Genomic DNA, 23,153 nt, shown 5'->3' on the forward strand with positions numbered 1-23,153 from the left:
ATACTTACGCTCCTTATGATCTTGGTTTAGCTATTTTTAAATACTCTTGTAATCGATTACCTGCTATTGGATGACCATGAAAAACTCCACTTGAAGTTAGTTCCGCTCTAACCCAAGACGTTTCGACTCCTAAATCAAAACCAACTGGACGACCAGTATTATAAATAAAATATACTGCACCTTTCTCGTTTTCTACAATGAACCCTTTTTTTAATGCTTCTTTCTCAATAACTTTATTTTTTATATTAGGCAAATACTGTGCCTGCTTTCGTCCTGTTTCGCTAAATAGCTTAGCTTGTTCAGTTGTTTTTGCTTTTAAATGTTTAAAACCATGTTCTGTAAAGGTAGAATTGTTGATTTGAGTTCTAAAGTCTTTTCTACTGTAGTAGTGATTATGAGCTATTTTGTCGTGTCTCTTCGAGATGTTTGGAGTTAGTCCCATCTTCCCATGAAACCCTTTCGCCCCAAACGGCAAAAGCATTCCCAGCGCAACATTCATACTCGCTTCCTGCTGTTCTTTCGAGACCTTATTTCCAAACATGTCTCGACAGTAATGTTTAATCTTTGAATATTTCTGGTATTTTCTCTCTCCAAATTAACAACAGTTCTATGAACTCCTTCGTTTCAATTTTATTTTCAAAGGGTTCTTCAATCCTATAATGATGTTCAACTACTGTCTCATCTTTTTTGATATTTACACTGGTAGCATTCAATGTAATTTCAAAGTTTTCGTATACTCCATCTATCACATTTTGAATATATCCTATATACTCATCCACTTCTTCTTCTGTTGAAATATCTTGTATAAAATCTGAGAAAATACTTATTTCTTCTGGTAGTATAATTGCTAAATCTCCAAATTTGTCTTCCTTAAATTCATATGAATATCTCATATAAGCTAATCACCTTCATATTATTTTTTATATAATGGATACGCTGTAGCTATTGATCCATCTTTTTTCAGATACATCTCTATTTTAATTCCTGATGATGTTACACCTTTAAATTTATTAGGACCTATCTGTTGTTTATTTTGGTAAGCTTCATCAATAGCTTTTAACACATCAACGCGGTTCCATTCCTTAGGAAAGAAACTTGATTTAGCTACTTTTTCAACTCCATCAATTTCAACTTTAGCTCTATAAATACCGTGTTTATCTGGTAGACTTTCACTTCCTGGAATAACCTTTCCACCCTGCATACTTTCATGGTGATAACCAACTGCTTTTCCTCTTTTGTTAATTTCACCATGATAAATGTGTTTCATTGTATGGGTATTATATTTTTCAGCATCCTTAACCCCCATCTTCCCATGAAACCCTTTCGCCCCAAACGGCAAAAGCATTCCCAGCGCCGCATTCATACTCGCTTCCTGCTGTTCTTTCGAGACCTTATTCCCAAACATGTCTCTACCTGTAATTGCTTCACTGAAACCGTTGGTGGCGGTGAGGCCATATAAGCCTTTTTGAGATGTTTTTAAGGCGTCAAAAGACTTTTGCGATGTCTTGTAAATGTCGACTGCTCTGACTGCGGCTGATGTGGCTTGGGTGGTTTTATAAACAGCTTTCCCGCCTTTGAAAATGCGTCCTGCCCATCCGACGATTGGGATATAACCCGCTGCTGCCATGCCGCCTGCGGCGACGCGCTGACCTGCGGCGAGTTTTTCCCCTGTAATTGGGTCAACGCCAGTTGCAGCTCGTTTTGCATCGTTCACACCTGTCAATTCATTGACGATATTTCCGCCATAATCGAGTGCTTTTTCATACCAAGGGCGGTTGGCGAGTGCTTCTTGTTCCTTTGCGATCTCGCGGGCTTTCTGTTGTTCTTTTTTAATGTTGAGATATTCGGAAGTTTGCTTCTCAATATCGCTTTTTGCCTTGTAGATTTCGCTATTTTGATACGCTTTCTTGTCAAAATTCATCGGAGAAATCGCTTTTCCGTCATTTGTGGCATTCATCATTTCTGCGTACAATGCCATTGTAGCTTGCTGCTCCGTTTCTGACAAAGCATATTCATCTTTTAAATTTTGATCAAGCTCTCTTAGGTCTTTCACTGTCTTTTTTCGCTCGTCTTCCGCATCTGCAATTTTTTCATCAAAGGTTTGACTATCAAATACCTCTAGAGAAATGAGGTCGTCGATGTCTTGAAAAATCGTTTTAAGCGCCTTTTTTTGATCCTTCACAATGCTTTTGGCATTTTTGACGCCCATATGTACAGCGTTGTCTAAAAAGTGTTCTTCTACAAAGGTGTCGCCGCCAAAGTTTGTATCATCTAGTGTCCCAGAAACACCTTCATGAAAGGCTTTTTGCTTATCAATGAAGCTGATAAACATATCTACATTTCCAGCCAGTTCTTTATAAAAGCTTTTAATGTTATCGGCACCTTTTCCAGTGAAATCATCACCGAGGTTAGCCACGCCTTGAAGTGCTTTTTTTAAATCTACCATTTGTTCACGGAGTTCCTGGTAGTGTTTTGCCCTTGCATCCATGGCACTTGTTAGTGCTTTTGCATCAAGTATCTTCCCCAGAAGAATTCACTCCTTCCCATTCATTGACAAGGTCAATTTTACCAACACAAAGTTTGTCATTAAATAGGAATAAAGATACAAAAAAGTACTTAATATGTCATGAACCGTGTTTTATTAGAACGCTTTAGCTCCGCTATCGTCAGTAATCATTAAGACGCGATTTTTAAATCATTGTAAACAAGGTTATAGAGCAATTCCATGGTAAGAAGAGACCACTAATTGAGCCAATTATAATCCTCGCTACCTTATTTGAACAGCTCATAGAAAAAGCACACCCGCAACAGTGTGCTCTCTTACGACTTAGACTTAAGCAATTGCAGCTCTTGGTCCATAATATCTGCTGCTTCGGTAATAAATTGAATGATTAAGTCTAATTCTTCTCGTTTGTATTCGTTTGTAAGCTGTTTTGTTGATGCCGATAAGGATTGGAAGAGTTCTTTTACTTGTGATTTCCCTGCCGTTAATGGAACGATGATGACTCTTCGTTTGTCCTTTGGGTCCTTTTCTCTTTTGACGTAGCCTGCTTTTTCAAGGCGGTCAATCAGAGCTGTGACCGCACCTGAGCTAAGACCTGTTTTTTCACTTAATTCTCCTGCTGTGAGCGGCCCGAGTTCGTTTAATAAATCGGCTGATTTGAGGTCTGTTGGGAAAAGACCAAGCGATTGTGCGGCCGCTTGGTGGAATAAAACCGTTCGTGTGGCGAGGCGCCTCATTGTATGGATGATCAGGTCTGCTCTGTCTTCTGCGTCGTTCTTTATTGACAACTTGTTCTCCTCCCTTTAAAATCAATTTATCTTGATCATCAAGATAAATGTTCTCTTCCTTTATATTTAAGTTGATCATAGCAAAAATAAGGAGAGAACGTAAGCAGGAGGTAAATGAATGAATCATGTGGATAAAGGCAAGGCATCCACTCGCTTAGTTGTCATCGGTTTGCTGTTAGGAATTTTTATGGCGGCGATGGACAATACCATTGTTGCAACAGCAATGGGAAGCATCGTAGCAGATTTGGGCAGTTTTGATAAATTTGCTTGGGTGACGGCTTCTTATATGGTGGCAGTAATGGCTGGAATGCCGATTTACGGAAAGCTTTCTGATATGTATGGTCGAAAGCGTTTTTTTCTGTTTGGACTTATTTTCTTTTTAATTGGATCTGCGCTGTGCGGTATCGCACAAACGATGGATCAGCTCATTATTTACCGAGCCATTCAAGGGCTTGGAGGCGGTGCCCTTCTTCCAATCGCGTTTACGATCATCTTTGATATCTTCCCGCCTGAAAAACGCGGAAAAATGTCCGGTATGTTTGGTGCAGTGTTTGGTTTATCGAGTGTACTAGGACCACTATTAGGAGCTATTATCACAGATTCAATCGGCTGGCATTGGGTTTTCTATATTAACGTGCCAATTGGTATTGTTAGTGTGGTCTTGATTGCCAGATACTACCGGGAATCGCTAGAACATCGCAAGCAGAAAATTGACTGGTCAGGTGCTATCACACTTGTCGTGGCGGTTGTGAGCTTGATGTTCGCTCTTGAGCTTGGTGGTAAATCTTATGCGTGGGATTCAGTGCAAATCCTCACACTTTTTGCCGCGTTTCTTGTGTTTGGTACCATCTTCTTTATTGTTGAGCGTAAAGCGGAGGAACCGATTATTTCATTTTGGATGTTTAAAAATCGTTTATTTGCGACATCTCAAATTTTGGCGTTTTTATATGGCGCAACATTTATTATTCTTGCCGTCTTCATTCCTATTTTCGTTCAAGCTGTGTACGGTGAATCTGCCACTAGTGCAGGATTCATTTTAACACCAATGATGATTGGGTCTGTCATTGGCAGTATGATTGGCGGAACGATGCAGACGAAAGTGCCTTTTAGACGTCTTATGGCGATCTCTGTTATTTCATTTTTCGCGGGAATGCTGCTCCTTGCCAATATGTCACCAGATACAGCTAGACTTTGGCTCACAATCTTTATGATGATATCAGGATTTGGTGTCGGCTTCAGCTTCTCCCTTCTGCCGTCAGCTTCAATGAATGATCTTGCCCCTCGTTACCGAGGCAGTGCAAACTCGACCAATTCATTTATGAGATCACTTGGGATGACACTTGGTGTCACGATTTTTGGGACGATTCAAACCAATGTCCTATCGAATCGCTTAGCAGATGCCTTTAGCGGAATGAAAGGCGCACCTTCTCAAATTGGCGATCCACAAGCCATTTTTCAAGAAGGTGCCCGTTCACAAATTCCGCCTGATATTTTAAATAAAGTCATCGATGCGATGTCACAAAGTATTACGTACGTATTTTTGATTGCATTGTTTCCTATTGCCCTTGCAGCGATTACGGTCCTGTTTATGGGAAATGCACGGGTACACACATCAAATGAAATGAAAGAAAACGAATAATGTGAAAAAGCAGAGCTTAAGCGGCTCTGCTTTTTTGTTTCACTGATATAGAGGAAGGGCTTTGCCCTCACTGCCAACGATCCGTATTTTCGATGTGACCATATCTTTTGCTGCTTGTTTTGCTTTTTGTAAATACATACGTGGATCTAAGCTTTCTGGTTCGTTTGAAAAATGATCGCGGATGGCTTCAGAGTACGCATTTTTTAATTCAGTTGAGACATTGACCTTTGCCATACCAAGTGCCACACATCGTTTGACGTCTTCATCCGGTACAGCGGAACCGCCGTGCAGCACAAGGGGAACATTGACCAGTGATGCAATTTGTTCAATGCGGTCAAAGTCAATATCCGGAACCCCTTTATAAATGCCATGTGCGGTACCAATTGCAGGTGCTAAAGTTGGTACCCCAGTTTCTTCTACAAATTGACGGCATTCTGATGGAATGGCTTTTTCAGCATCCTTTTCATCGACGACGATATCATCCTCTACGCCGCCTACCTTACCTAATTCTGCTTCAACGTTCACCCCTACTTTTAATGCGAGGTCCACAACTTCTTTTGTGCGACGAACATTTTCTTCATATGAATGCATTGATGCATCGATCATGACGGATGTATATCCCGCGCGAATACAGGTGAGAATCACATCAAAGTCCGTACAGTGATCGAGGTGCAGACCGATTGGGATTTGATATTGATCAGCCGCCGCTTTGACTGTATCTGCAATCGCTTTTGCTCCAAGAGATTGAACTGTTCCAACCGTTGTTTGCAAAATGACAGGTGATTTTAATTCTGCGGCCGTTTCGAGCACCCAATAAATACTGTCAAAGGAATGTACATTGAATGCAATGATTCCGTATTTTTCTTTTTTCGCAGTCTCAAGCATCGGTGTTGTTGATAGTAAAGGCATGATCAAACATCCTCTCTCGTTAAAATATCTGTTTCTAAAACAGTCAGCATGTCTTCATTTGTTCTTGTTTCAAGCAGCTTTTGTCGTTTCGCTTCATCCATTAATCCTCGTGAAAGGGCAGAAAGGGCCTTTAGATGAGTGGTCCCTGCTTCATTTTTGGGGATCAGTAAGGATAAGAAGAAAAAGCAAGGCTTCCCATCAAAAGCGTCCCATTCAATGCCTGTTTCCGTGCGTACGATCACGAGTGCTGGTTTTGTGATGGCGTCTGTTTGTGTATGTGGAATAGCAAATCCATCTTGAAATCCAGTTGTGCTCAGTGCTTCTCTTTCAGCTAAGCCTTTTTTAACATCTTCTGGTGATGTGCAAATACCTGCTTTGTAGGCAATGTCAGCAATGGCTGCGAAAACGCCAGCTTGTGACGACGCGGTTTCATGAAGATTCATATAAATATGTTCCATCATTTCTCTTCCTCCCTATTAAACTGCGGGTTTGTCTATTTTTTTACGATACAGTCCGTATAAAATGGCACCTACAAGTGATCCAATCAGTATGGATAGTACCCACTGGAATGCGCCTGTGACGACTGGAAGGACAAGGAATCCGCCATGCGGAGCTGGAACCTGTACGCCAAAGAGATACGTCAATATAGCAGAGATGGCGGAACCAAACATGATAATTGGCAGGACAACGATCGGGTTCTTTGCCGCAAATGGGATGGCCCCTTCTGTTATATGTGTCGCTCCTAGAATATAGTTGATTGCTCCTGCATTTCGTTCCTGCGGTGTGAAATGTTTTCGGAAAATCGTTGTGGCAATCGCAATGATAAGCGGTGGTGTGATACATGCTGCTGACACACCTGCCATGAAGTAAAGGTTACCTTCTGCAAGTAAAGCCGTTCCTGTGACATAGGCTGCTTTGTTAAAAGGTCCTCCCATGTCAAATCCACACATCGCTCCAACAATTAAACCTAAGAGCAGCGGATTCGTGGATTGAACAGCTGAGAGAAAATCCATTAATGAATTATTTAGCCCCGTGATTGGAACTAATAGAGGTGTCATCACAGCCCCAATTAAGAAAATACCGATGACAGGATAGATGAAGATTGATTTTAATCCGTCAAGTGATGCAGGTAATTTTTGAAGCAGGAATTGTAGGAGTACGATGATATACCCTGCTGCGAAACCTGCGATAATACCACCTAAGAATCCAGCGCCTCCATCGTTTGCAAGCAGGCCGCCGATAAATCCGACAACCATCCCTGGTCGTCTGGCGATTGAATCAGCGATAAATGCTGCTAAAATAGGCACCATTAAGCTAAAGCTGAGTCCACCAATGCTTTTCAAATAGGCTGCAAACGGATGATACGTTTCATGCTGAGGATCAGCTGAGTAAATACCGAATAGAAAAGATAAAGCAATTAAGACCCCGCCTCCAACAACAAATGGAAGCATGTGTGATACACCGTTCATTAAATGTTTGTAGATGGTGTGTATCCACTTATTCGCCGACTTTTGTTGAGCTGGTGAAGAAGAAGCAGATGTTTTTTCTGTTCCAGTAGCTCTTCCTTTCACTTGATGAACGGGAGCTTCTCCATTGATAATGCCTTGGATCAGTTCATTTGGCGTGCGGATACCCTTCGCAACAGGCACTTCAATCAGTGGTTTGCCGTGAAAACGATCTGTATTTACATCTTTGTCAGCTGCGACAATGACCCCATCGGCCTCCAGAATGTCTTGATCGGTTAAAGCGTTTTCAATTCCTACTTGACCATGCGTTTCGACTTTGATGTCGACCCCTAGTTGCTCAGCAGCTATTTTTAATGCCTCAGCTGCCATAAATGTGTGTGCAATGCCTGTTGGACAGCCAGTTGCAGCGACAATTTTTTTGCGGCTCATGTCTATTCCCCCTTATATCTTGTCAATGTGTACTTGATCAATTAATGAATGAATGTCATGTAAATCACTTAAGCCTTTAGAAAATGCAGTAGATGCGCCAGTTGCAATGCCGTAACGTAAGCACTCTTCAGGTGAATGACCTTCAATCTGTTTACTAAGAAAGGCTGCGAGCATCGCATCTCCAGAGCAAGCTGTATTTACTACAATGCCTGTCGGTGCGTTTCCTTTTAAGACGGCGTCTTTCGTAATGAACAAAGCCCCTTCTCCCCCGCGGGAAATAAGCACTTGCTCTGCACCCATCTCAATGAGCTTTTCTCCTGATTCAATGAGTTCTTTTTCTGACATAGGCTGTGTTTTGCCGAAAAAAGCAGCGATTTCTTCTTCATTCGGTTTTAATAAATACGGCTTGTATTGAAGCGTCTCAAGAACTGCTGCGGAGCTTGTGTCTAAAATAAACTTGACGTTGTTCTGATGACAAATAGCTGCTACTTCTGAAAAAATGCTGGCTGGTACGCCTTTTGGCAGGCTGCCTGACATGATCAGGATGTCCCCCTGCGGGATGGCCGCTATTTTTTCACGAAAGGCGTGAAGTGCTTTTTCTTCAATCGCAGGTCCTTGGTTCACGAGCTTGTATTCTTCTGTCGTATTAATAAAAACATTAATGCGGGTAATTCCTTCAACTGAGATAAAATCGGTTTGAATGGAAAGGTCCTTTAAGGATTGTTCAATATAAGAGCCTGAAAACCCAGCAATAAATCCTAATGCAGTGCTGGTGAATCCATATTTCTTTAGCATAATGGAGACATTGACTCCCTTGCCATTCGGCTGATAATCTTCATCTTCGGTGCGGTTGACTGCATTTGCCTTCATTTCTTTTAATGCAATATATAGGTCAATAGCAGGATTTAAGGTGCAGGTATAAATCAATTGGTTTCACCTTCTTTCTTTTCTCTAAAGAAAGTATCTCATACGCTGGAGTGAAAATGTTTTCAGATTGTGTAAAGGTATAAAAAGCCTTCTAGATCAAAGTCTCGAAGGCTTCTTTATCGGTTATTTCATTCGAATCACGTAGGCATCTAGTAAAATGCGGGCAATGACATGAAGAGACAAACGCGATCTGACCTCATAATCTGGGAAGAAAGATTGTTCGCCTTTATATCCGACTAGAGTCATATCTGATATTTTGCTTAATGTAGAATCTATTCTCGTTGTGACGGTAATGGTCGTGACTTGCCTCATGCTAAGATTTTGACACGCTTCAACGAGCTCTGCTGTTTCGCCATTTAATGAAACAAAGATCGCAAGTTCGTTTTTACTGATGTCTCTCGATTTCAGCCGAATGATATTCGGATCGTCATGTACTTCGCATGTTTTTCCGATGAGCTGTAATTTGATGGTCATTTCTTTGGCAATCATCTCTGAGAAACCTCTGCCGAAAATATAAATTTTGTCCGCATTATGTATTTTTTGAACGGCATCTTCAATTTGCCCAATACTTTGCAGCTGGATCGTTTTTAAAACCTCTTCTTCGTTTTTCCGAATCGCTAGTTTGATGTCTTCATCAATGTTTTTGAGCTGATCGCTTGCATCGGTCATTTTCTTTTCTTGTTTCAATCGATATTTAAAGGATGTATAGCCGTTGTAGCCAATTTTTTTCATCAGCCTGACAATTGTGGCTGTCGACACATTCGCTCTTTCACTCAATGTGACGATGGATAAGGTGGAGATATCCTCTAAATGTTGGTGAATATAATGGAGTAAATAACGTTCTGTTTCACTTAGCGTTTGATACACTTCGCTTGGAATGTTAAATAGTGGTTCATTCAATTCGATTCCCCCTTACTCATTTCATACTATAATTAAATACCTAATAAAAACAAGATGATTCTTTTGTCATATATTTTGTTAGAGAGCCAAAATGAGTGAAATTTCATTTTTGACATACACTAAGGAAAAGTTGTGTCTGTGTGAAAGGAGCTGATCATGTTGCTTCATCTTTTGTTTTATCTCATCCTTCTTTATGTCGTCTATGTATTTTTGACCGCATTTGTCTTGTTTTATTTACCGTTTCGAAAAACATGCAAAGAACATTGCATTTATAAAGCCTCTTCTATCTCAGGAGACGATCAGGGGACAAATCAAGTGATGCTTCTTGACGACGGGTTTGAATCTGGTCAGGTGAGGCTCCAAATGATTCGTGAGGCAAAGAAGATGATCCGCCTCAGTTACTACTCCATTCAAAAGGGAAAAACAGCCGAATGGATACTAGGTGCTTTAATTGAAGCAGCTGATCGAGGTGTGAAAGTGCAGCTGTTGTTAGATGGCATCTGCCACAGTTTGCGCGGGCCGCTGAAGCATTTGCGCTATGCAGTAGCAAATCATCCGAACATGTCGATTCGTTTTTATGAGCCCTTTCGTTTGTTCAAGCCATGGACGTGGCATAATCGGCTACACGATAAGCTGCTACTAGCAGATGGCCGAGTGGCTGTGATGGGCGGAAGAAATATCGGTGATAAATACTTTGCAGACCAGCCGCCCAAAGACTTTGCTTTTGACCGTGATGTGCTGCTATATAACGCGAAAAAGGGAAAAGTGTTAGATGAAATGGAGCAATATTTCGTTTATTTATGGAATCATGATTTTACGAAAAGAACAAAAGATGTGTTTTCCAAGGCAAAAGCGAAAAAAGGGTTAAAGCTAAGAAAACAGCTGCTCAGATCCTATCAAGAAGCCATGCGCACGAAAGAACCTTTTGTGATGTCATCCTTTAACTGGGCAGCAGATACCATTTCTGTGAAACAGATTGCCTTTTTTACAAATCCTGTGGAACGCTTTAATAAGCGGCCGCTTGTGTTGAAAAAGCTGAACGATCTTGCGCACCGAGCAAAGCGTTCTGTGCTCATACAGACGCCATATGTCATCCCAACACGCCCAATGAAAGCCGGACTCACTCCCTTACCTAGTGAGATCCAGACGACAGTTGTTACGAATTCTCTTACAGCGACGCCAAATCCGTTGGCCTTTGCAGGGTATTTAAGCACAAAAAAGGAACTGATGAAAACAGGCGTTCACTTGTATGAATATGAAGGCCCGTATTCCATTCATGCGAAATCAATGGTGATTGATGATTACTTGAGTATTATTGGGACATATAACTTAGATGCGAGGTCTAGTTTTTTAAACACAGAGTCAATTTTGGTCATTGACAGTGCCCCGTTTGCGTTATCACTTACACAGGCAATTGAACGAAAAATCGCCTACAGTTATCTCGTAGCTAAAGATCGAACAGTCCTTCATGCGAGCGCTTATGGACAGAAAAAAAAGCCTTTGATGAAAAGGCTCCTTTTAAATGGATTATCCGCGATAACGGTTTTATGGCGGCGATTGATATAAAGTAGGGCAGCTACTCTTGTGGCAGCCCTTTTTCTTGCGATTGATCTGTTTCTGCCGACTCCAATTTGGTCAATTTAAACACCAAAATCCCAGCTACAATCACAATAACACCTAATAGTTTTGTCAAAGAGAATTCTACTTTTTCTAACCCAAGCCAGCCAAGCGAATCAAACAAAAGCGCGCAGCCCAGCTGTGACGTGAGGACAATCGAGATGCCATAAGTCGGTCCAAGACGTTTGATACTCTGAACAAGACAAATGACCACTCCTACCCCAATGGCCCCGCTGATCCAGTACCAGGCTTCCATATGTCTTAATCGAAACATGCCAGTCCCCTCTAGTAAGAGCCCCATCAGGAGAGAAGCAATAAAGCCCATTCCAAGAACGAGGGTTGTCGTTGACCAAGAGCCTGTCTGCTCATTGACCTTACTGTTAAAAATGGTTTGTAAGCTGACGAGTGCGCCAGCCGTGATGGCTAATACTATTCCTATGATCATATATAAATCCCTTCATTTCTTCTATTCATAAATGTTGTGCTCTGCTATTTCTAGGAGCCCTTTGCGGTCACAAATCGTAATCTTTCCTCTCTGCCTTTCTATCAATCCTTTTTCACTAAATTGCTGAATGACTCGGTTAATATGACGGTAGCTCGTACCGATTAAGCTTGCTGCATCAACGAGACGAAGGGCGCTCGCGCTGTCATCATCTGTGACAACAGACAATAAGTAGCTTGCAAGCCTGACCTCCACAGGATATAACAGGTGGAAACTCAAATCGTTTGATTTTGTATAAAATTTGTTTGTGATCCCTTTTAGCAGAAAGGTTAACACGCGTGGGTCCTCCTTCGCATGACGCATGAGCGCTTGATGAGAAACCCTTAACATATGTACTTCTGTGACCGCTTCGACTGTATTGACCATGTCAGTCTGCTGAACGTATTCAATATCTCCAATCGCTTCAAGGGGATGTTTAAAGCTAAGAATAAAGGTTTTCCCTTCTTTTGTTGTCGTGAAAATCTTTAATTTTCCTTTCACTAACAAGTACAGGTACTCCCTCTTATCCCCTTTTGAACAAATGAGCTCCCCTTGCTCATAGCGCCACAAACTCACGTGTGATATGAGCTTTTGATGAAAGACACTTTCTAATTGATGTGCCTTCATATATGAGGCAAAAAGAGATTCATCTTGAAGTTCCTCCATCTGACGCCCTCCTTTATAGTTTTAAAATGATCACACCTGTGACCATCAATAAAATTCCTGCGTAATGTGGCCATTTCATTTTCTTCTTCTGTACACCAAACCATCCTTTTGCATCAATTGCAAAGGTAAAAGCAAGCTGTGCAATGAGTAACGCTGCGATAGTGAGTGTCACACCGATGATTTGAATCGCGGTGACTTCATTAAAAATAATAATCGCTGCAAATGCGCCGCCTATTAAATAAAGTGGCTGCACCTTTCGATATTCCCTGAAGTGTCCGTCTCGTACGATGAGTAAAATGACGAGCGAGATGATAAAGCCGGTCAGCTGCGTGATGGTGGCTGCCTGCCATGTACCGATATCCTGGCTAATTCTTGCGTTGGCTACGCCTTGCAGTGTAATACAAGCGCCTCCTAATAAAGCGAAAATAACACCTTTCATTCGTTCAAAAGCTCCTTCTTTTTTCAGTCTAGTTCCATTAAATGATACATGCCCGTCGGTTGAAAAGGACATATGTCCCACTTTGCGTATTATATCAGAAACTTTTTCTTTTGCAGTTTGTTCGTTTTAGATTTTTCACAGTGGGTACAGTTTTATATCAGCTGAAAACAGAATATTGAATGAATCACATATAAAAAGGAGACATGTCATAATGAGAAATCAAGAGAAACATTTTATTAACGGAGAATGGGTTGCATCAACAGGAAACGAAACGACAGAGGTCATCAATCCTGCGACGGAGGAAGTCATTGGCACCATTAGCTTAGGAACAAAAGAAGATTTAGATAAGGCAGTGAAAGCAGCTCGTGCCGCCTTCCCTTCTTTCTCCAAAACATCTCGAAATGACCGAGTGAAGATGCTGGAAAACATTGTGCGCGGCTACGAAAAACGCAAAGATGAACTTGTAGAAGTGATGACACAAGAGCTCGGTGCACCGCTGAAAGTATCAGAAGAAGTTCATTACAAAATGGGCTATGAACATTTTTCTAAAGCAGCGGAAGCACTTAAATCTTATACATTTACCGAGGACCGCGGCGGACATACCATTATAAAAGAAGCGATTGGTGTCAGTGGATTGATTACACCGTGGAACTTCCCGACGAATCAAACATCTCTTAAAATCGCAGGTGCTATTGCGGCAGGCTCACCAGTTGTCTTAAAGCCAGCGGAAATTACACCTTTTGCTGCGATGATTCTTGCAGAAATTATTGATGAAGCTGGTGTACCAAAAGGAGTCTTCAACTTAGTAAACGGAACGGGTGACGTGATTGGTGACGGCATTAGCTCACATCCTGATATTGACTTTGTTTCATTTACTGGATCAGGTGCTGTTGGCTCTAAAATTATGGAAAACGCAGCGGACAATGTGAAGAAAGTGGCTCTTGAGCTTGGCGGGAAATCCCCTCTTATCGTCTTAGATGATGCAGATGTGGATGTGGCTGCTGAAACTGCCATTCAGCATATTGCGATGAATACAGGGCAAGTGTGTTCTGCAGCTACGCGTGTGCTTGTTTCAGAATCAATGAAAGACAAGTTTGAAAAAGCGCTGCTGAATGCCCTGCCGAAGTTTACAGTTGGTGATCCAAGAGAAGATCATGCTACAGGCCCGCTTGTATCTAAAAAACAATGGGATACCGTGCAATCTTATATTGAAAAAGGAATCGAAGAAGGTGCTACCCTTCTTGCTGGGGGAACTGGAAAGCCAGACGGAATCGATAAAGGATATTTCGCCAAGCATACCATTTTCACCAATGTGAAAAATGACATGAGCATTGCACAAGAAGAAATCTTTGGACCAGTCATGAGTGTCATCACGTATCAGAATCTCGATCATGCCCTTGAGATCGCCAATGATACAGTGTATGGTCTTGCCGGGTATGTTGTTGGAAAAGATGAAAAAACATTAAAATATGTCGCTGAACATATTCGCGCTGGCCAAATCACCATTAACAATGCCGAAACAGATTACTTTGCCCCATTTGGCGGTTTTAAGCAATCAGGTATCGGAAGAGAATGGGGAGACTTCGGCATCGAGGAATATTTAGAAGTGAAAGCTGTGATGGGACTTCCAACGGCATAAATTGAGAAGGGAGAAAAACTCTAGGGTTTTTCTCCCCTTTTTATTTAATTAATAAGAACCCATTTCGAATTTTAAGAACTGCTTACTACTCCCTTATTTATTCTTATCCATAAGGATGTTGTATTTTTCGACTGTTGCTTTTGGAGGAAACGATTCTTGTAACTCATCAAACCAAATCTCAATCGTTTGCCCCTGTGACAGCTCTTTAGTATCAACTTTCGTTAAATCCATTATGATGAGATCGTGTTTATATTTATCGACAAGAAGAGGAGTATCTAATGAATAATCGCGTTTTATAGGAGTTTTATTGTTAATAAGAAGTAAACCAGTCTCCCCTTTATATAGCACTATGCCTTTTTTTGAAAAAGGCGTTGCTATTTTATTTTGATTGTGTGGATTCTTTATATTGTCCTTTGTTGTAGAGTGGCACCCTCCTAATAAAATGAAAAAAATCACGATGACAAATCGAACACTTATTATTTTTTTAAATTTAAATTGCATCAACTTTATACGCCCCTTCAATGCTTCTTCAAGTCTAGCATTCTTAGATCAAAACGGCTTATATTACAGCGCATTTTCTTAAGATACTTTATACATTTAAGATAATTTACCCTCAAGCTCATTCATCTTGTAAAGGTATTAGAAATCTTAATCATGACAATCAATATTATATATTTTACTTAATGGCAAACTTTCGGTAAAGTTCAAATTGAACCTATATATATAATTCCTATCGAATTAATCTATGTTTATATTCCTTGTGAGGTGGATATCGTTGCAACTTCATGTATTAAACAGTCCGTTTAGTCAGCAGCAGGCAGACTTGCTCAATCAGCTGCTTCCGACTTTAACAGATCAACAAAAAATTTGGCTTACCGGTTATTTATCAGCACAAGCAGCTCTAGCCGGATCAGAAACAGCTACTCTAGCCCCTTCTCCTTCTGCCGCAGCACCTGCGCAGCCTGTCAGTAAAGATGTGACCGTCATTTATGGCTCACAAACAGGCAATTCTGAAGGATTAGCGAAAAAGACAGCGCAGCATCTTGAGGAGAAAGGTTTTCAAGTGACGCTCTCTTCTATGTCAGATTTTAAACCAAATAATCTGAAAAAAATACACAATTTACTGATGATCGTCAGCACACATGGCGAGGGAGATCCGCCTGATAATGCCCTTTCTTTCCATGAATATGTCCATGGTAGACGTGCGCCAAAGCTTAATCATTTAAACTTTTCTGTTCTTTCGCTAGGCGACAGCTCCTACGAATTCTTCTGTCAGACTGGAAAAGAATTTGATGAGCGCTTCAAAGAACTTGGCGGAACGCGCCTGACAGATCGAGTGGATTGTGACCTTGATTATGATGAGCCGTTTTCTGAATGGCTTCAAGGGGTGGCATCGTCACTTAGCGAAGGAGAAGCCGCAGCATTCCCGCAAGATTCAGCAGGAGCATACAGCCAAACAGCAGCTTCTGAATACTCAAGAACGAATCCTTTTTATGCGGAAGTTCTTGAAAATATCAATCTAAATGGCCGCGGCTCTAACAAAGAGACCCGCCATTTGGAGCTTTCACTAGAAGGATCAGGACTTGTTTATGAACCAGGTGACAGCCTTGGAATTTATCCAACAAATGATCCTGCGCTTGTTGATGAACTGATCACGACATGTGGATGGAGCGTGGAAGAAGCCGTAACTGTTCATAAAAACGGTGACACTCTTCCTTTAAAAGAAGCACTTACCTCACATTTTGAGATTACAGTATTAACAAAACCCCTTCTTCAAAAGTTGGCGGACTTGACGAAAAATGAAGCACTCCATGCCCTTTTTGAAGAAGGAAATGAAGAAAAGTTAAAAGCGTATTTAGCAGGAAGAGATTTAGTCGATGCTGCACGCGACTTCGGTCCTTTTGAAGGAACAGCCGCAGACTTTACTGCGATTTTAAGAAAAATTCCTGCCCGCCTTTATTCGATTGCAAGCAGTCTGAAAGCGAATGAAGAAGAAGTTCACTTGACGATCGGTGCTGTGAGATATGATGCGCACGGGAGAGAACGTCAAGGTGTCTGCTCCATTCTATGCGCAGAGCGCTTAGAACCAGGTGATACGCTGCCTGTTTATATTCAGCACAATCAAAACTTTAAGCTTCCTGAAAACCCTGATGCACCGATCATTATGGTGGGACCAGGTACAGGTATCGCCCCTTTCCGTTCGTTTATGCAGGAACGAGAAGAAATCGGTGCAAGCGGAAAATCGTGGTTATTCTTCGGCGATCAGCACTTTGTGACGGACTTCTTATATCAAACCGAATGGCAAAAGTGGTTAAAAGATGGCGTCTTAACGAAAATGGATGTGGCCTTTTCAAGAGATTCAGAGGAAAAAGTATATGTTCAGCATCAAATGAAGAAGCAAAGTAAAGAATTATTCGAATGGCTGGAGCAAGGTGCCTATGTATATGTTTGCGGAGATGAAAAGCATATGGCGCATGATGTTCATCATACCCTTCTATCGATTATCCAAGAAGAAGGAGCGATGAGCAAAGAGAAAGCAGAAAGCTATCTAGCTAACTTGCAGCAGCAAAAACGCTATCAGCGCGACGTATATTAATGGACTTGATGCTTGAAAGAAAGGAGCTTTTACTTACATGGTGAAGACAGCATTAACAGCGCCGGATGGACCTCCGAGCGACGTAGAAGAAATCAAAGAAAAAAGTGATTATTTACGGGGTACGTTAAAAGAAGTAATGCTTGATCCGATTTCAGCGGGAATTCCTGATGATGACAATCGCCTGATGAAGCATCACGGCAGCTATTTACAGGATGATCGAGACCTCAGAAATGAACGGCAGAAACAAAAACTTGAGCCAGCCTATCAATTTATGCTGCGCGTACGCCTGCCTGGCGGAATCGCCACATCTAAGCAGTGGCTTGTGATGGATGAGCTTGCTCACACATACGGAAACGGTACGTTAAAGCTGACTACTCGTGAAACTTTTCAGCTTCACGGTATTTTAAAATGGAACATGAAAAAAACCATACAAGACATTCATTCTACTATGCTTGATACAATTGCTGCTTGCGGCGACGTGAACCGGAATGTCATGTGTACATCAAACCCCTATCAATCAGAAGTGCACCATGATGTCTACGAGCTGGCGAAAAAATTAAGTGATGACCTGCTCCCGCAAACAAGGGCGTATCACGAAATTTGGCTTGATGAGGAAAAGGTTGCGGCAACGCCAGATACGGAAGTTGAACCGATGTATGGCCCGCTTTATTTACCAAGGAAATTCAAAATTGGTGTGGCGGTCCCTCCTGCTAATGATATTGATGTCTTTTCGCAGGATTTAGGCTTTATTGCGATCATCGAAAATGAGCAATTGATCGGCTTTAATGTCGCAATTGGCGGCGGAATGGGCATGACTCATGGGGATACAGCGACCTATCCTCAGCTTGCAAAGGTGATTGGCTTTTGTACACCTGAACAAGTTGTAGAGATTGCGAAACAAGTGATTACCATTCAGCGTGACTATGGAAACCGTTCGGTGCGAAAAAATGCCCGTTTTAAATATACAGTGGACCGCCTTGGTCTTGAGAATGTAAAAGAAGAGCTGGAGCGCCGCCTCGGGTTTGCCCTTTTAGACGCAAGAGGTTATCACTTTGATCATAATGGGGACCGCTATGGCTGGGTAAAAGGCATCAATGGCAGATGGCATTATACGATGTTTGTAGAAGGCGGACGCATCATAGATTATGATGATTATCCGCTGATGACAGGTATTCGTGAAATCGCAAAGATTCATTCAGGTGACTTCCGCTTAACAGCGAATCAAAATTTGATCATTGGAAATGTCACTTCTCATAAAAAGAAACAAATCGAGCAGCTCATTCAGGAGTTCGGCTTATCAGATGGTCAGCAGCACTCTGCACTCCGCCGCAGTTCAATGGCCTGTGTTTCTCTTCCAACATGCGGCTTAGCGATGGCAGAAGCAGAACGCTACCTCCCGCGCTTGATTGATAAAATAGAAGAGATTGTTGAAGAAAACGGCTTGAGTGATAAAGAAATCACGATTCGTATGACTGGTTGTCCAAATGGATGTGCCCGTCATGCGCTAGGTGAAATTGGCTTTATCGGCAAATCACCTGGCAAATACAACATGTATCTTGGCGCTGCATTTGATGGCAGCAGATTAAGTAAGCTGTACCGTGAAAATGTTGGTGAGGAAGAGATTTTAAACGAGCTTGGCTCTCTTCTCCCCCGCTATGCAAAAGAACGAGAAGATCAAGAACATTTCGGTGATTTTGTCGTTCGTGCAGGGATTGTCAAAGAAACAACAGATGGCACGAATTTTCATGTGCAATAGAAAAAGACAGGACACTCTCCTGTCTTTTTTCAGTGTGATAGAAAATCTTTGCAGCCCTAGGAAGAACGAGTACCGGCACGCAGACCTGAACACCGATATAAGGGCTTGTTTACATGCTGTTCTGTTTCCGTTTCAAGTACTCGCAAATGCTTTTGTACACATGAGGATTGTCTAAAGAAGAAAGATCTAGTGAAGGCTGCTGTTCATAAGCTCCTTTTAATAAACGCCGGACGATTTTTCCGTTTCTTGTTTTCGGTAAAGCTGAAATAAGATGAATTTCCTTTGGCGTGAGCGCTTTTCCTGCATATGAACCAACATGAGTTTTGAGCTCTTGAATCAGTTTTGTTTCGTCACAAGACTGCGGGCTGGTCACGATGAAGCACACGAGTGCCTCCCCCTTCACCTCATCCTTTACCCCAATCACTGCTGCCTCGTGTACAGTTGGGTGTCCGACAAGAATGGATTCAATTTCTGCTGGACCGACTCGTTTTCCTGCTGTATTAATGACATCATCTGATCTGCCAGTGATATGAAACGTGCCATCCTCTGATTGCACCACCCAATCCCCATGTGTCCATGCCCCATCAAATCGTTTGAAATACGTATCTTCATAACGCTCAGGATCTTTCCAAAACCCACATGTCATGCCAACCCATGGCTTTTTCACAACGAGCTCTCCTACTTCATTTATGACGCTCTGACCTGCTTCATTATATACATCAGCTGCCATTCCTAAAATCGCCGCATTAAAAACGACTGGCTTAATTGGGCGAAGCAGCGTACTTCCTACAATTCCGCCAGAGACTTCTGTTCCTCCTGAATAGTTTAGGATCGGAATGTGCTTTTGACCGATTTTGTCAAAAAGCCATTGCCATGGTGCTTTATTCCACGGCTCACCTGTAGAAATGATGGCTTTGACATGCGGCAACTTTATACCTGCAAGATTTTGCTGCATCGCAGATCGAACAAACGTAGGAGAAAGCCCAAAGTGGGTGACCTTTTGCTCGTGAATGAATGACCAGAGGTGCTGTTCATCTGGATAATCGGGTGCGCCGTCATATAAAACAATCGCAGCTCCATTGATCAAGCCCCCAAAGACGAGAAATGGCCCCATCATCCAGCCCATGTCTGTGAGCCAAAACAAGCGGTCTCCTTTTGCAACGTCCATACAAAGACCGGCATCAAAAGCTGCTTTTACAGGGAATCCTGCGTGTGTATGGACTGCTCCTTTTGGCGTACCAGTCGTTCCAGAAGTGTATAAGATCATGAGAGGCTCTTCATTTGAGAGATAGGTCGTTTCACTTATCGGCTCTTCTTTTAACAAATCATTTAGCCTGATATCTCCTTCATATTCAGTATGAGAGGAGGTGTGTACAATGACGGTTTTGACGGTCGTGGTTTTGCCTATGGCTTCTGCTGCACATTCCCGCATATTGATCGTCTTCCCGCGGCGCGTCATGCCTGAGCCTGTGACGACAATGGTTGCACCTGCCGCACGAATACGCACGGCAAGAGGCTCGCTTCCATAGCCGGAGAAGACGGGGCTAAAGATGACACCAATTTTTGCAAAGGCTAGCATGACAGCGACCGTTTCAGGAAGCATCGGCATATAAATGACTGCCACATCTCCTTTTTGAAGCCCATTCTTCAAAAAGCCAGCAGCGAGGCGATTCACCTTTTTCTGAAGTTCGAGATACGTCCATCTCCTCTCTTCTCCCGTCTCGTTTTTCCAAATCACGGCTGGCTGTTGCTGCGCTTCTTCGTTCTCTGCCCATTTGTCCACGGCCGTTTCGGTTATGTTGAGTTGACCGCCTTTATACCAGTTCGGCCACATGAATGAATCTTGACCTAATGCGGCTTCGTACGGCATTTTCCACTTGATACCGACCGCCTTTTCAGCTTCTCTCCAAAACCAATCGGTACGCTCGATACTAGCTTTATAGAATGCATCATAAGTAGAAAAACCAAGTGAGTGCATCCATTTGTAAAGACGTGTCTGTTTGATCATTTGCTCTTCCGGTATCCATGCTGGTTTCAGGTTCATCATGAGGATGCCCCCTTTAGACCGGATAGACCGGATGTTTTCGTCTTGTAAATGTCATCTCTTTTGAGGAATAGGCTTGGAAGCGATGACAAAGCTCGTCTCGCAAGTGGTCGAACGGGATGACGCCGTCGACAATCATTTCAGAAGCAAGCTCATATATATTCATATCTTCTTGATATTCCTTGCGTTTCTCATGGATAAATGCAGCTCTCTCTTCAACAGGCAATTCAGTAATCTTATTTGCATAGACAGCATTTACAGCCGCTTCTGGCCCCATGACAGCAATTTGTGCCGATGGAAGAGCGAGACAGCAGTCTGGTTCAAACGCTGGTCCTGCCATTGCATATAAACCTGCACCGTATGCTTTACGCACAATGACTGATATTTTCGGAACGGTTGCCTCTGACATAGCGGAGATCATTTTCGCCCCGTGTCTGATAATACCAGCTTGTTCCACTTTTGTTCCGATCATAAATCCCGGTATATCCGCAAGGAAAAGGAGCGGGATATGAAAGGCGTCACATAGCTGAATAAACTTAGCGGCTTTATCAGCTGAGTCATGGAACAGCACCCCGCCTTTTACCCTCGGCTGGTTAGCAATAAGACCGACAGGCTGCCCGTTCATTCGGCCAAAGCCTGTGATGAGCTCTGCGGCAAACAGTTTTTTGATTTCAAAAAATGATCCTTCATCAATGAGTAAATCAATGAGCTGATACATATCAAAAGGGGTATTTTGCCCTTTAGGAATAAGGCCTTGGATGGTCATCTCAGATGCTTTAGGTGCTTTTGCGGCTGCCGGTTTTGGTTTCTCTGTATAGTTGGCAGGCATGTAGGTTAAATAGTCGCGAGCGATTTGAATCGCTTCTTCCTCGGTTTTGGCTAAAATATCACCACATCCTGATATGCTGCAGTGCATGTTTGCTCCGCCCATTTCTTCAAGTGTTACTTTTTCTCCAATCACCATTTCGGCCATTCTCGGAGAGCCTAAATACATCGAGGCATTCCCTTCGACCATCACAACGATGTCACAAAAAGCAGGAATGTAAGCACCTCCTGCCGCAGAAGGACCAAATAGTAAACAAACTTGCGGGATACGTCCAGACAGCTTCACCTGGTTATAAAAAATGCGTCCCGCTCCCCTTCTGCCTGGAAACATTGCAATTTGATCGGTGATTCTTGCACCCGCAGAGTCGACTAAATACAGCATCGGGCAGTTGAGCTTTTCCGCTGTTTCTTGGATTCTAATGATTTTTTCTACCGTTTTGACGCCCCATGATCCAGCTTTGACAGTAGAATCATTTGCCATAACGCATACGGTTTGCCCATTCATCCGCCCTGTCCCTGTGACAACACCATCTGCTGGTAAATGCTCATCTTTACACTCGGCAAACATCGCATCCTCAATGAACGAATCCTGATCTAATAGCAACTGGAGCCGGTCACGGACGAACAATTTTCCTTTTTCTTTGTTTTTTTGATGGTATCGTTCCGCTCCTCCTTTGACAATCCGCTGTTTTTTCACTTCGTATTCTTCAATCATGCCCATTCCCCTTTCTTGCTAGTTGCCTCTGTATTGAGGCGTTCGTTTTTCTTGGAAAGCTTGAAGGCCCTCCATTCGATCTTCTGTATCAATGAGCCGTACATAGGCTTCGTATTCCTTCATCAAACCTGTACGCAGATCGTGATCAAGACTCATTTGAATCGCTCGTTTCGCTTCTTTTAAAGCAATTGGGCCGTTTTTGGCGATTTGTTTTGCGAGGGAAATGGCGTCATTCATAAGGGAATCTGCTAAAGAGAGGTGCTCAATTAGTCCAATTTGAATGGCTTCTTCAGCTTGTAATGAAGCACCTGTAAAAATCAGTTCTTTTGCTTTACCAAGTCCGACGACACGCGGAAGCCGCTGCGTCCCTCCTGCCCCTGGTATGATAGCTAGTCCTGTTTCTGGCAGACCGAGTCTTGCTCCGGCTCGTGCGATGCGAATATCACAAGCTAGCGCGAGCTCAAGTCCTCCGCCAAGTGCGTGTCCATTCATGACGGCAATAACAGGTACAGGAAGGGATTCAATTTCTGTAAAGGTTTGCTGAATTGACAGAACTGCCGCTTTTGCTTCTTCTTCTGTCATCAATCGTCGCTCTTTTAAATCAGCACCTGCGCAAAAAACGTTAGAACCAGCTCCTGTCATGAGCAGGCAGCGGATGCTTTCATCATGTTTGATTTCTTGAATGAGTTGATTGATCTCCTCAAGCATCGCAGCAGATAGGGAATTTGCTTGTTCTGGTCTGTTTAAGGTCATGATCCCAATCTGTTCATCTTGTATCGTAAAATTGACCAATGATGTCATGTCACATTCATCC

At 42.5% G+C, this 23,153-nt stretch carries 20 protein-coding genes and 1 pseudogene; 5 read left to right on the forward strand and 16 right to left on the reverse strand.

Annotated features, from left to right (window positions below):
• Positions 1 to 13: 13 nt before the first annotated feature.
• From MKY83_RS09530 to MKY83_RS09545, 4 genes and pseudogenes are all read right to left on the reverse strand, one after another.
• A pseudogene (locus MKY83_RS09530) lies at positions 14 to 547 on the reverse strand (hypothetical protein); the annotation flags it as partial.
• Between the two features lie 10 nt (positions 548 to 557).
• On the reverse strand, positions 558 to 893 hold the full coding sequence (locus MKY83_RS09535; protein WP_003211795.1) for a hypothetical protein: 336 nt from the start codon (positions 891 to 893) through the stop codon (positions 558 to 560).
• Between the two features lie 20 nt (positions 894 to 913).
• Positions 914 to 2,527, reverse strand: coding sequence for a T7SS effector LXG polymorphic toxin (locus MKY83_RS09540; protein WP_260406926.1), 1,614 nt, complete (start codon positions 2,525 to 2,527; stop codon positions 914 to 916).
• Positions 2,528 to 2,820: 293 nt separating this feature from the next.
• On the reverse strand, positions 2,821 to 3,240 hold the full coding sequence (locus MKY83_RS09545; RefSeq protein WP_065098422.1) for a MarR family transcriptional regulator: 420 nt from the start codon (positions 3,238 to 3,240) through the stop codon (positions 2,821 to 2,823).
• A 169-nt stretch (positions 3,241 to 3,409) separates the two neighbouring features.
• Between MKY83_RS09545 and MKY83_RS09550 the strand changes: the two genes are divergently transcribed.
• Positions 3,410 to 4,930 carry an MDR family MFS transporter gene (locus tag MKY83_RS09550; protein WP_065098135.1) on the forward strand — a complete coding sequence of 507 codons (1,521 nt, stop codon included), beginning with the start codon at positions 3,410 to 3,412 and terminating at the stop codon, positions 4,928 to 4,930.
• A 39-nt stretch (positions 4,931 to 4,969) separates the two neighbouring features.
• On the opposite strand, the gene MKY83_RS09555 is transcribed toward MKY83_RS09550, so the two are convergent.
• From MKY83_RS09555 to MKY83_RS09575, 5 genes are all read right to left on the reverse strand, one after another.
• On the reverse strand, positions 4,970 to 5,839 hold the full coding sequence (locus MKY83_RS09555; protein WP_065098136.1) for a class II fructose-bisphosphate aldolase: 870 nt from the start codon (positions 5,837 to 5,839) through the stop codon (positions 4,970 to 4,972).
• 2 nt (positions 5,840 to 5,841) lie between these two features.
• Positions 5,842 to 6,300, reverse strand: a complete 459-nt coding sequence (locus MKY83_RS09560; RefSeq protein ID WP_065098137.1) for a fructose PTS transporter subunit IIA — start codon at positions 6,298 to 6,300, stop codon at positions 5,842 to 5,844.
• A gap of 15 nt (positions 6,301 to 6,315) precedes the next feature.
• A complete protein-coding gene (locus MKY83_RS09565; RefSeq protein ID WP_106067710.1) occupies positions 6,316 to 7,734 on the reverse strand; it encodes a fructose-specific PTS transporter subunit EIIC in 1,419 nt (472 codons plus the stop codon).
• Between the two features lie 12 nt (positions 7,735 to 7,746).
• The gene (gene pfkB / locus MKY83_RS09570) at positions 7,747 to 8,661 is read right to left on the reverse strand and encodes a 1-phosphofructokinase (RefSeq protein WP_217013192.1); all 915 of its coding nucleotides are present in this window, start codon (positions 8,659 to 8,661) and stop codon (positions 7,747 to 7,749) included.
• 123 nt (positions 8,662 to 8,784) lie between these two features.
• Entirely contained in the window at positions 8,785 to 9,561 is a 777-nt protein-coding gene (locus MKY83_RS09575; protein WP_113768443.1) for a MurR/RpiR family transcriptional regulator, read from the reverse strand.
• Positions 9,562 to 9,720: 159 nt separating this feature from the next.
• Here MKY83_RS09575 and MKY83_RS09580 point away from each other — a divergent pair, with 159 nt between their 5' ends.
• A complete protein-coding gene (locus tag MKY83_RS09580; RefSeq protein ID WP_185108857.1) occupies positions 9,721 to 11,127 on the forward strand; it encodes a phospholipase D family protein in 1,407 nt (468 codons plus the stop codon).
• A gap of 10 nt (positions 11,128 to 11,137) precedes the next feature.
• Here the strand turns inward: MKY83_RS09580 and MKY83_RS09585 are convergent, their stop codons facing one another.
• From MKY83_RS09585 to MKY83_RS09595, 3 genes are read right to left on the reverse strand one after another with little or no spacing between them, the layout of a single operon-like run.
• A complete protein-coding gene (locus tag MKY83_RS09585; protein WP_044141344.1) occupies positions 11,138 to 11,623 on the reverse strand; it encodes a DMT family transporter in 486 nt (161 codons plus the stop codon).
• Positions 11,624 to 11,644: 21 nt separating this feature from the next.
• A complete protein-coding gene (locus tag MKY83_RS09590) occupies positions 11,645 to 12,325 on the reverse strand; it encodes a Crp/Fnr family transcriptional regulator (RefSeq protein ID WP_268484223.1) in 681 nt (226 codons plus the stop codon).
• A gap of 13 nt (positions 12,326 to 12,338) precedes the next feature.
• Positions 12,339 to 12,764: a DMT family transporter gene (locus tag MKY83_RS09595; RefSeq protein WP_012010174.1), complete on the reverse strand. Its 426-nt coding sequence runs from the start codon at positions 12,762 to 12,764 to the stop codon at positions 12,339 to 12,341.
• Between the two features lie 211 nt (positions 12,765 to 12,975).
• Between MKY83_RS09595 and MKY83_RS09600 the strand changes: the two genes are divergently transcribed.
• A complete protein-coding gene (locus MKY83_RS09600; RefSeq protein WP_342488608.1) occupies positions 12,976 to 14,403 on the forward strand; it encodes an aldehyde dehydrogenase family protein in 1,428 nt (475 codons plus the stop codon).
• Positions 14,404 to 14,496: 93 nt separating this feature from the next.
• Here the strand turns inward: MKY83_RS09600 and MKY83_RS09605 are convergent, their stop codons facing one another.
• Complete coding sequence (locus MKY83_RS09605) at positions 14,497 to 14,904, reverse strand: DUF3221 domain-containing protein (RefSeq protein ID WP_223252893.1); 408 nt, start codon at positions 14,902 to 14,904, stop codon at positions 14,497 to 14,499.
• Between the two features lie 274 nt (positions 14,905 to 15,178).
• Between MKY83_RS09605 and MKY83_RS09610 the strand changes: the two genes are divergently transcribed.
• Both MKY83_RS09610 and cysI read left to right on the forward strand, forming a co-directional pair.
• On the forward strand, positions 15,179 to 16,999 hold the full coding sequence (locus MKY83_RS09610; protein WP_342488609.1) for an assimilatory sulfite reductase (NADPH) flavoprotein subunit: 1,821 nt from the start codon (positions 15,179 to 15,181) through the stop codon (positions 16,997 to 16,999).
• A gap of 37 nt (positions 17,000 to 17,036) precedes the next feature.
• On the forward strand, positions 17,037 to 18,755 hold the full coding sequence (cysI, locus tag MKY83_RS09615) for an assimilatory sulfite reductase (NADPH) hemoprotein subunit (protein ID WP_003211384.1): 1,719 nt from the start codon (positions 17,037 to 17,039) through the stop codon (positions 18,753 to 18,755).
• Between the two features lie 109 nt (positions 18,756 to 18,864).
• Here the strand turns inward: cysI and MKY83_RS09620 are convergent, their stop codons facing one another.
• The 3 genes from MKY83_RS09620 to MKY83_RS09630 are packed head-to-tail and all read right to left on the reverse strand — an operon-like array spanning position 18,865 to position 23,140.
• Positions 18,865 to 20,802 (reverse strand): AMP-binding protein, encoded by a 1,938-nt coding sequence (locus tag MKY83_RS09620; protein ID WP_342488610.1) that lies wholly within the window; start codon positions 20,800 to 20,802, stop codon positions 18,865 to 18,867.
• Positions 20,803 to 20,815: 13 nt separating this feature from the next.
• Complete coding sequence (locus MKY83_RS09625; RefSeq protein WP_080773012.1) at positions 20,816 to 22,339, reverse strand: acyl-CoA carboxylase subunit beta; 1,524 nt, start codon at positions 22,337 to 22,339, stop codon at positions 20,816 to 20,818.
• An 18-nt stretch (positions 22,340 to 22,357) separates the two neighbouring features.
• The gene (locus MKY83_RS09630) at positions 22,358 to 23,140 is read right to left on the reverse strand and encodes an enoyl-CoA hydratase (protein WP_111913530.1); all 783 of its coding nucleotides are present in this window, start codon (positions 23,138 to 23,140) and stop codon (positions 22,358 to 22,360) included.
• Positions 23,141 to 23,153: the final 13 nt, after the last annotated feature.

The organism is Bacillus sp. FSL M8-0266 (assembly GCF_038613425.1).
GTDB classification, from domain to species: domain Bacteria; phylum Bacillota; class Bacilli; order Bacillales; family Bacillaceae; genus Bacillus; species Bacillus pumilus.

Excerpts from the sequence above, each read along its gene's own strand:
- MKY83_RS09535 (WP_003211795.1), bottom strand. The coding sequence starts at position 893 with ATGAGATATTCATATGAATTTAAGGAAGACAAATTTGGAGATTTAGCA.
- MKY83_RS09545 (WP_065098422.1), bottom strand. The coding sequence starts at position 3,240 with ATGAGGCGCCTCGCCACACGAACGGTTTTATTCCACCAAGCGGCCGCA.
- MKY83_RS09550 (WP_065098135.1), top strand. The coding sequence starts at position 3,410 with ATGAATCATGTGGATAAAGGCAAGGCATCCACTCGCTTAGTTGTCATC.
- MKY83_RS09555 (WP_065098136.1), bottom strand. The coding sequence starts at position 5,839 with ATGCCTTTACTATCAACAACACCGATGCTTGAGACTGCGAAAAAAGAA.
- MKY83_RS09560 (WP_065098137.1), bottom strand. The coding sequence starts at position 6,300 with ATGATGGAACATATTTATATGAATCTTCATGAAACCGCGTCGTCACAA.
- MKY83_RS09565 (WP_106067710.1), bottom strand. The coding sequence starts at position 7,734 with ATGAGCCGCAAAAAAATTGTCGCTGCAACTGGCTGTCCAACAGGCATT.
- MKY83_RS09585 (WP_044141344.1), bottom strand. The coding sequence starts at position 11,623 with ATGATCATAGGAATAGTATTAGCCATCACGGCTGGCGCACTCGTCAGC.
- MKY83_RS09590 (WP_268484223.1), bottom strand. The coding sequence starts at position 12,325 with ATGGAGGAACTTCAAGATGAATCTCTTTTTGCCTCATATATGAAGGCA.
- MKY83_RS09595 (WP_012010174.1), bottom strand. The coding sequence starts at position 12,764 with ATGAAAGGTGTTATTTTCGCTTTATTAGGAGGCGCTTGTATTACACTG.
- MKY83_RS09600 (WP_342488608.1), top strand. The coding sequence starts at position 12,976 with ATGAGAAATCAAGAGAAACATTTTATTAACGGAGAATGGGTTGCATCA.
- MKY83_RS09605 (WP_223252893.1), bottom strand. The coding sequence starts at position 14,904 with ATGCAATTTAAATTTAAAAAAATAATAAGTGTTCGATTTGTCATCGTG.
- cysI (WP_003211384.1), top strand. The coding sequence starts at position 17,037 with ATGGTGAAGACAGCATTAACAGCGCCGGATGGACCTCCGAGCGACGTA.
- MKY83_RS09620 (WP_342488610.1), bottom strand. The coding sequence starts at position 20,802 with ATGATGAACCTGAAACCAGCATGGATACCGGAAGAGCAAATGATCAAA.
- MKY83_RS09625 (WP_080773012.1), bottom strand. The coding sequence starts at position 22,339 with ATGATTGAAGAATACGAAGTGAAAAAACAGCGGATTGTCAAAGGAGGA.
- MKY83_RS09630 (WP_111913530.1), bottom strand. The coding sequence starts at position 23,140 with ATGACATCATTGGTCAATTTTACGATACAAGATGAACAGATTGGGATC.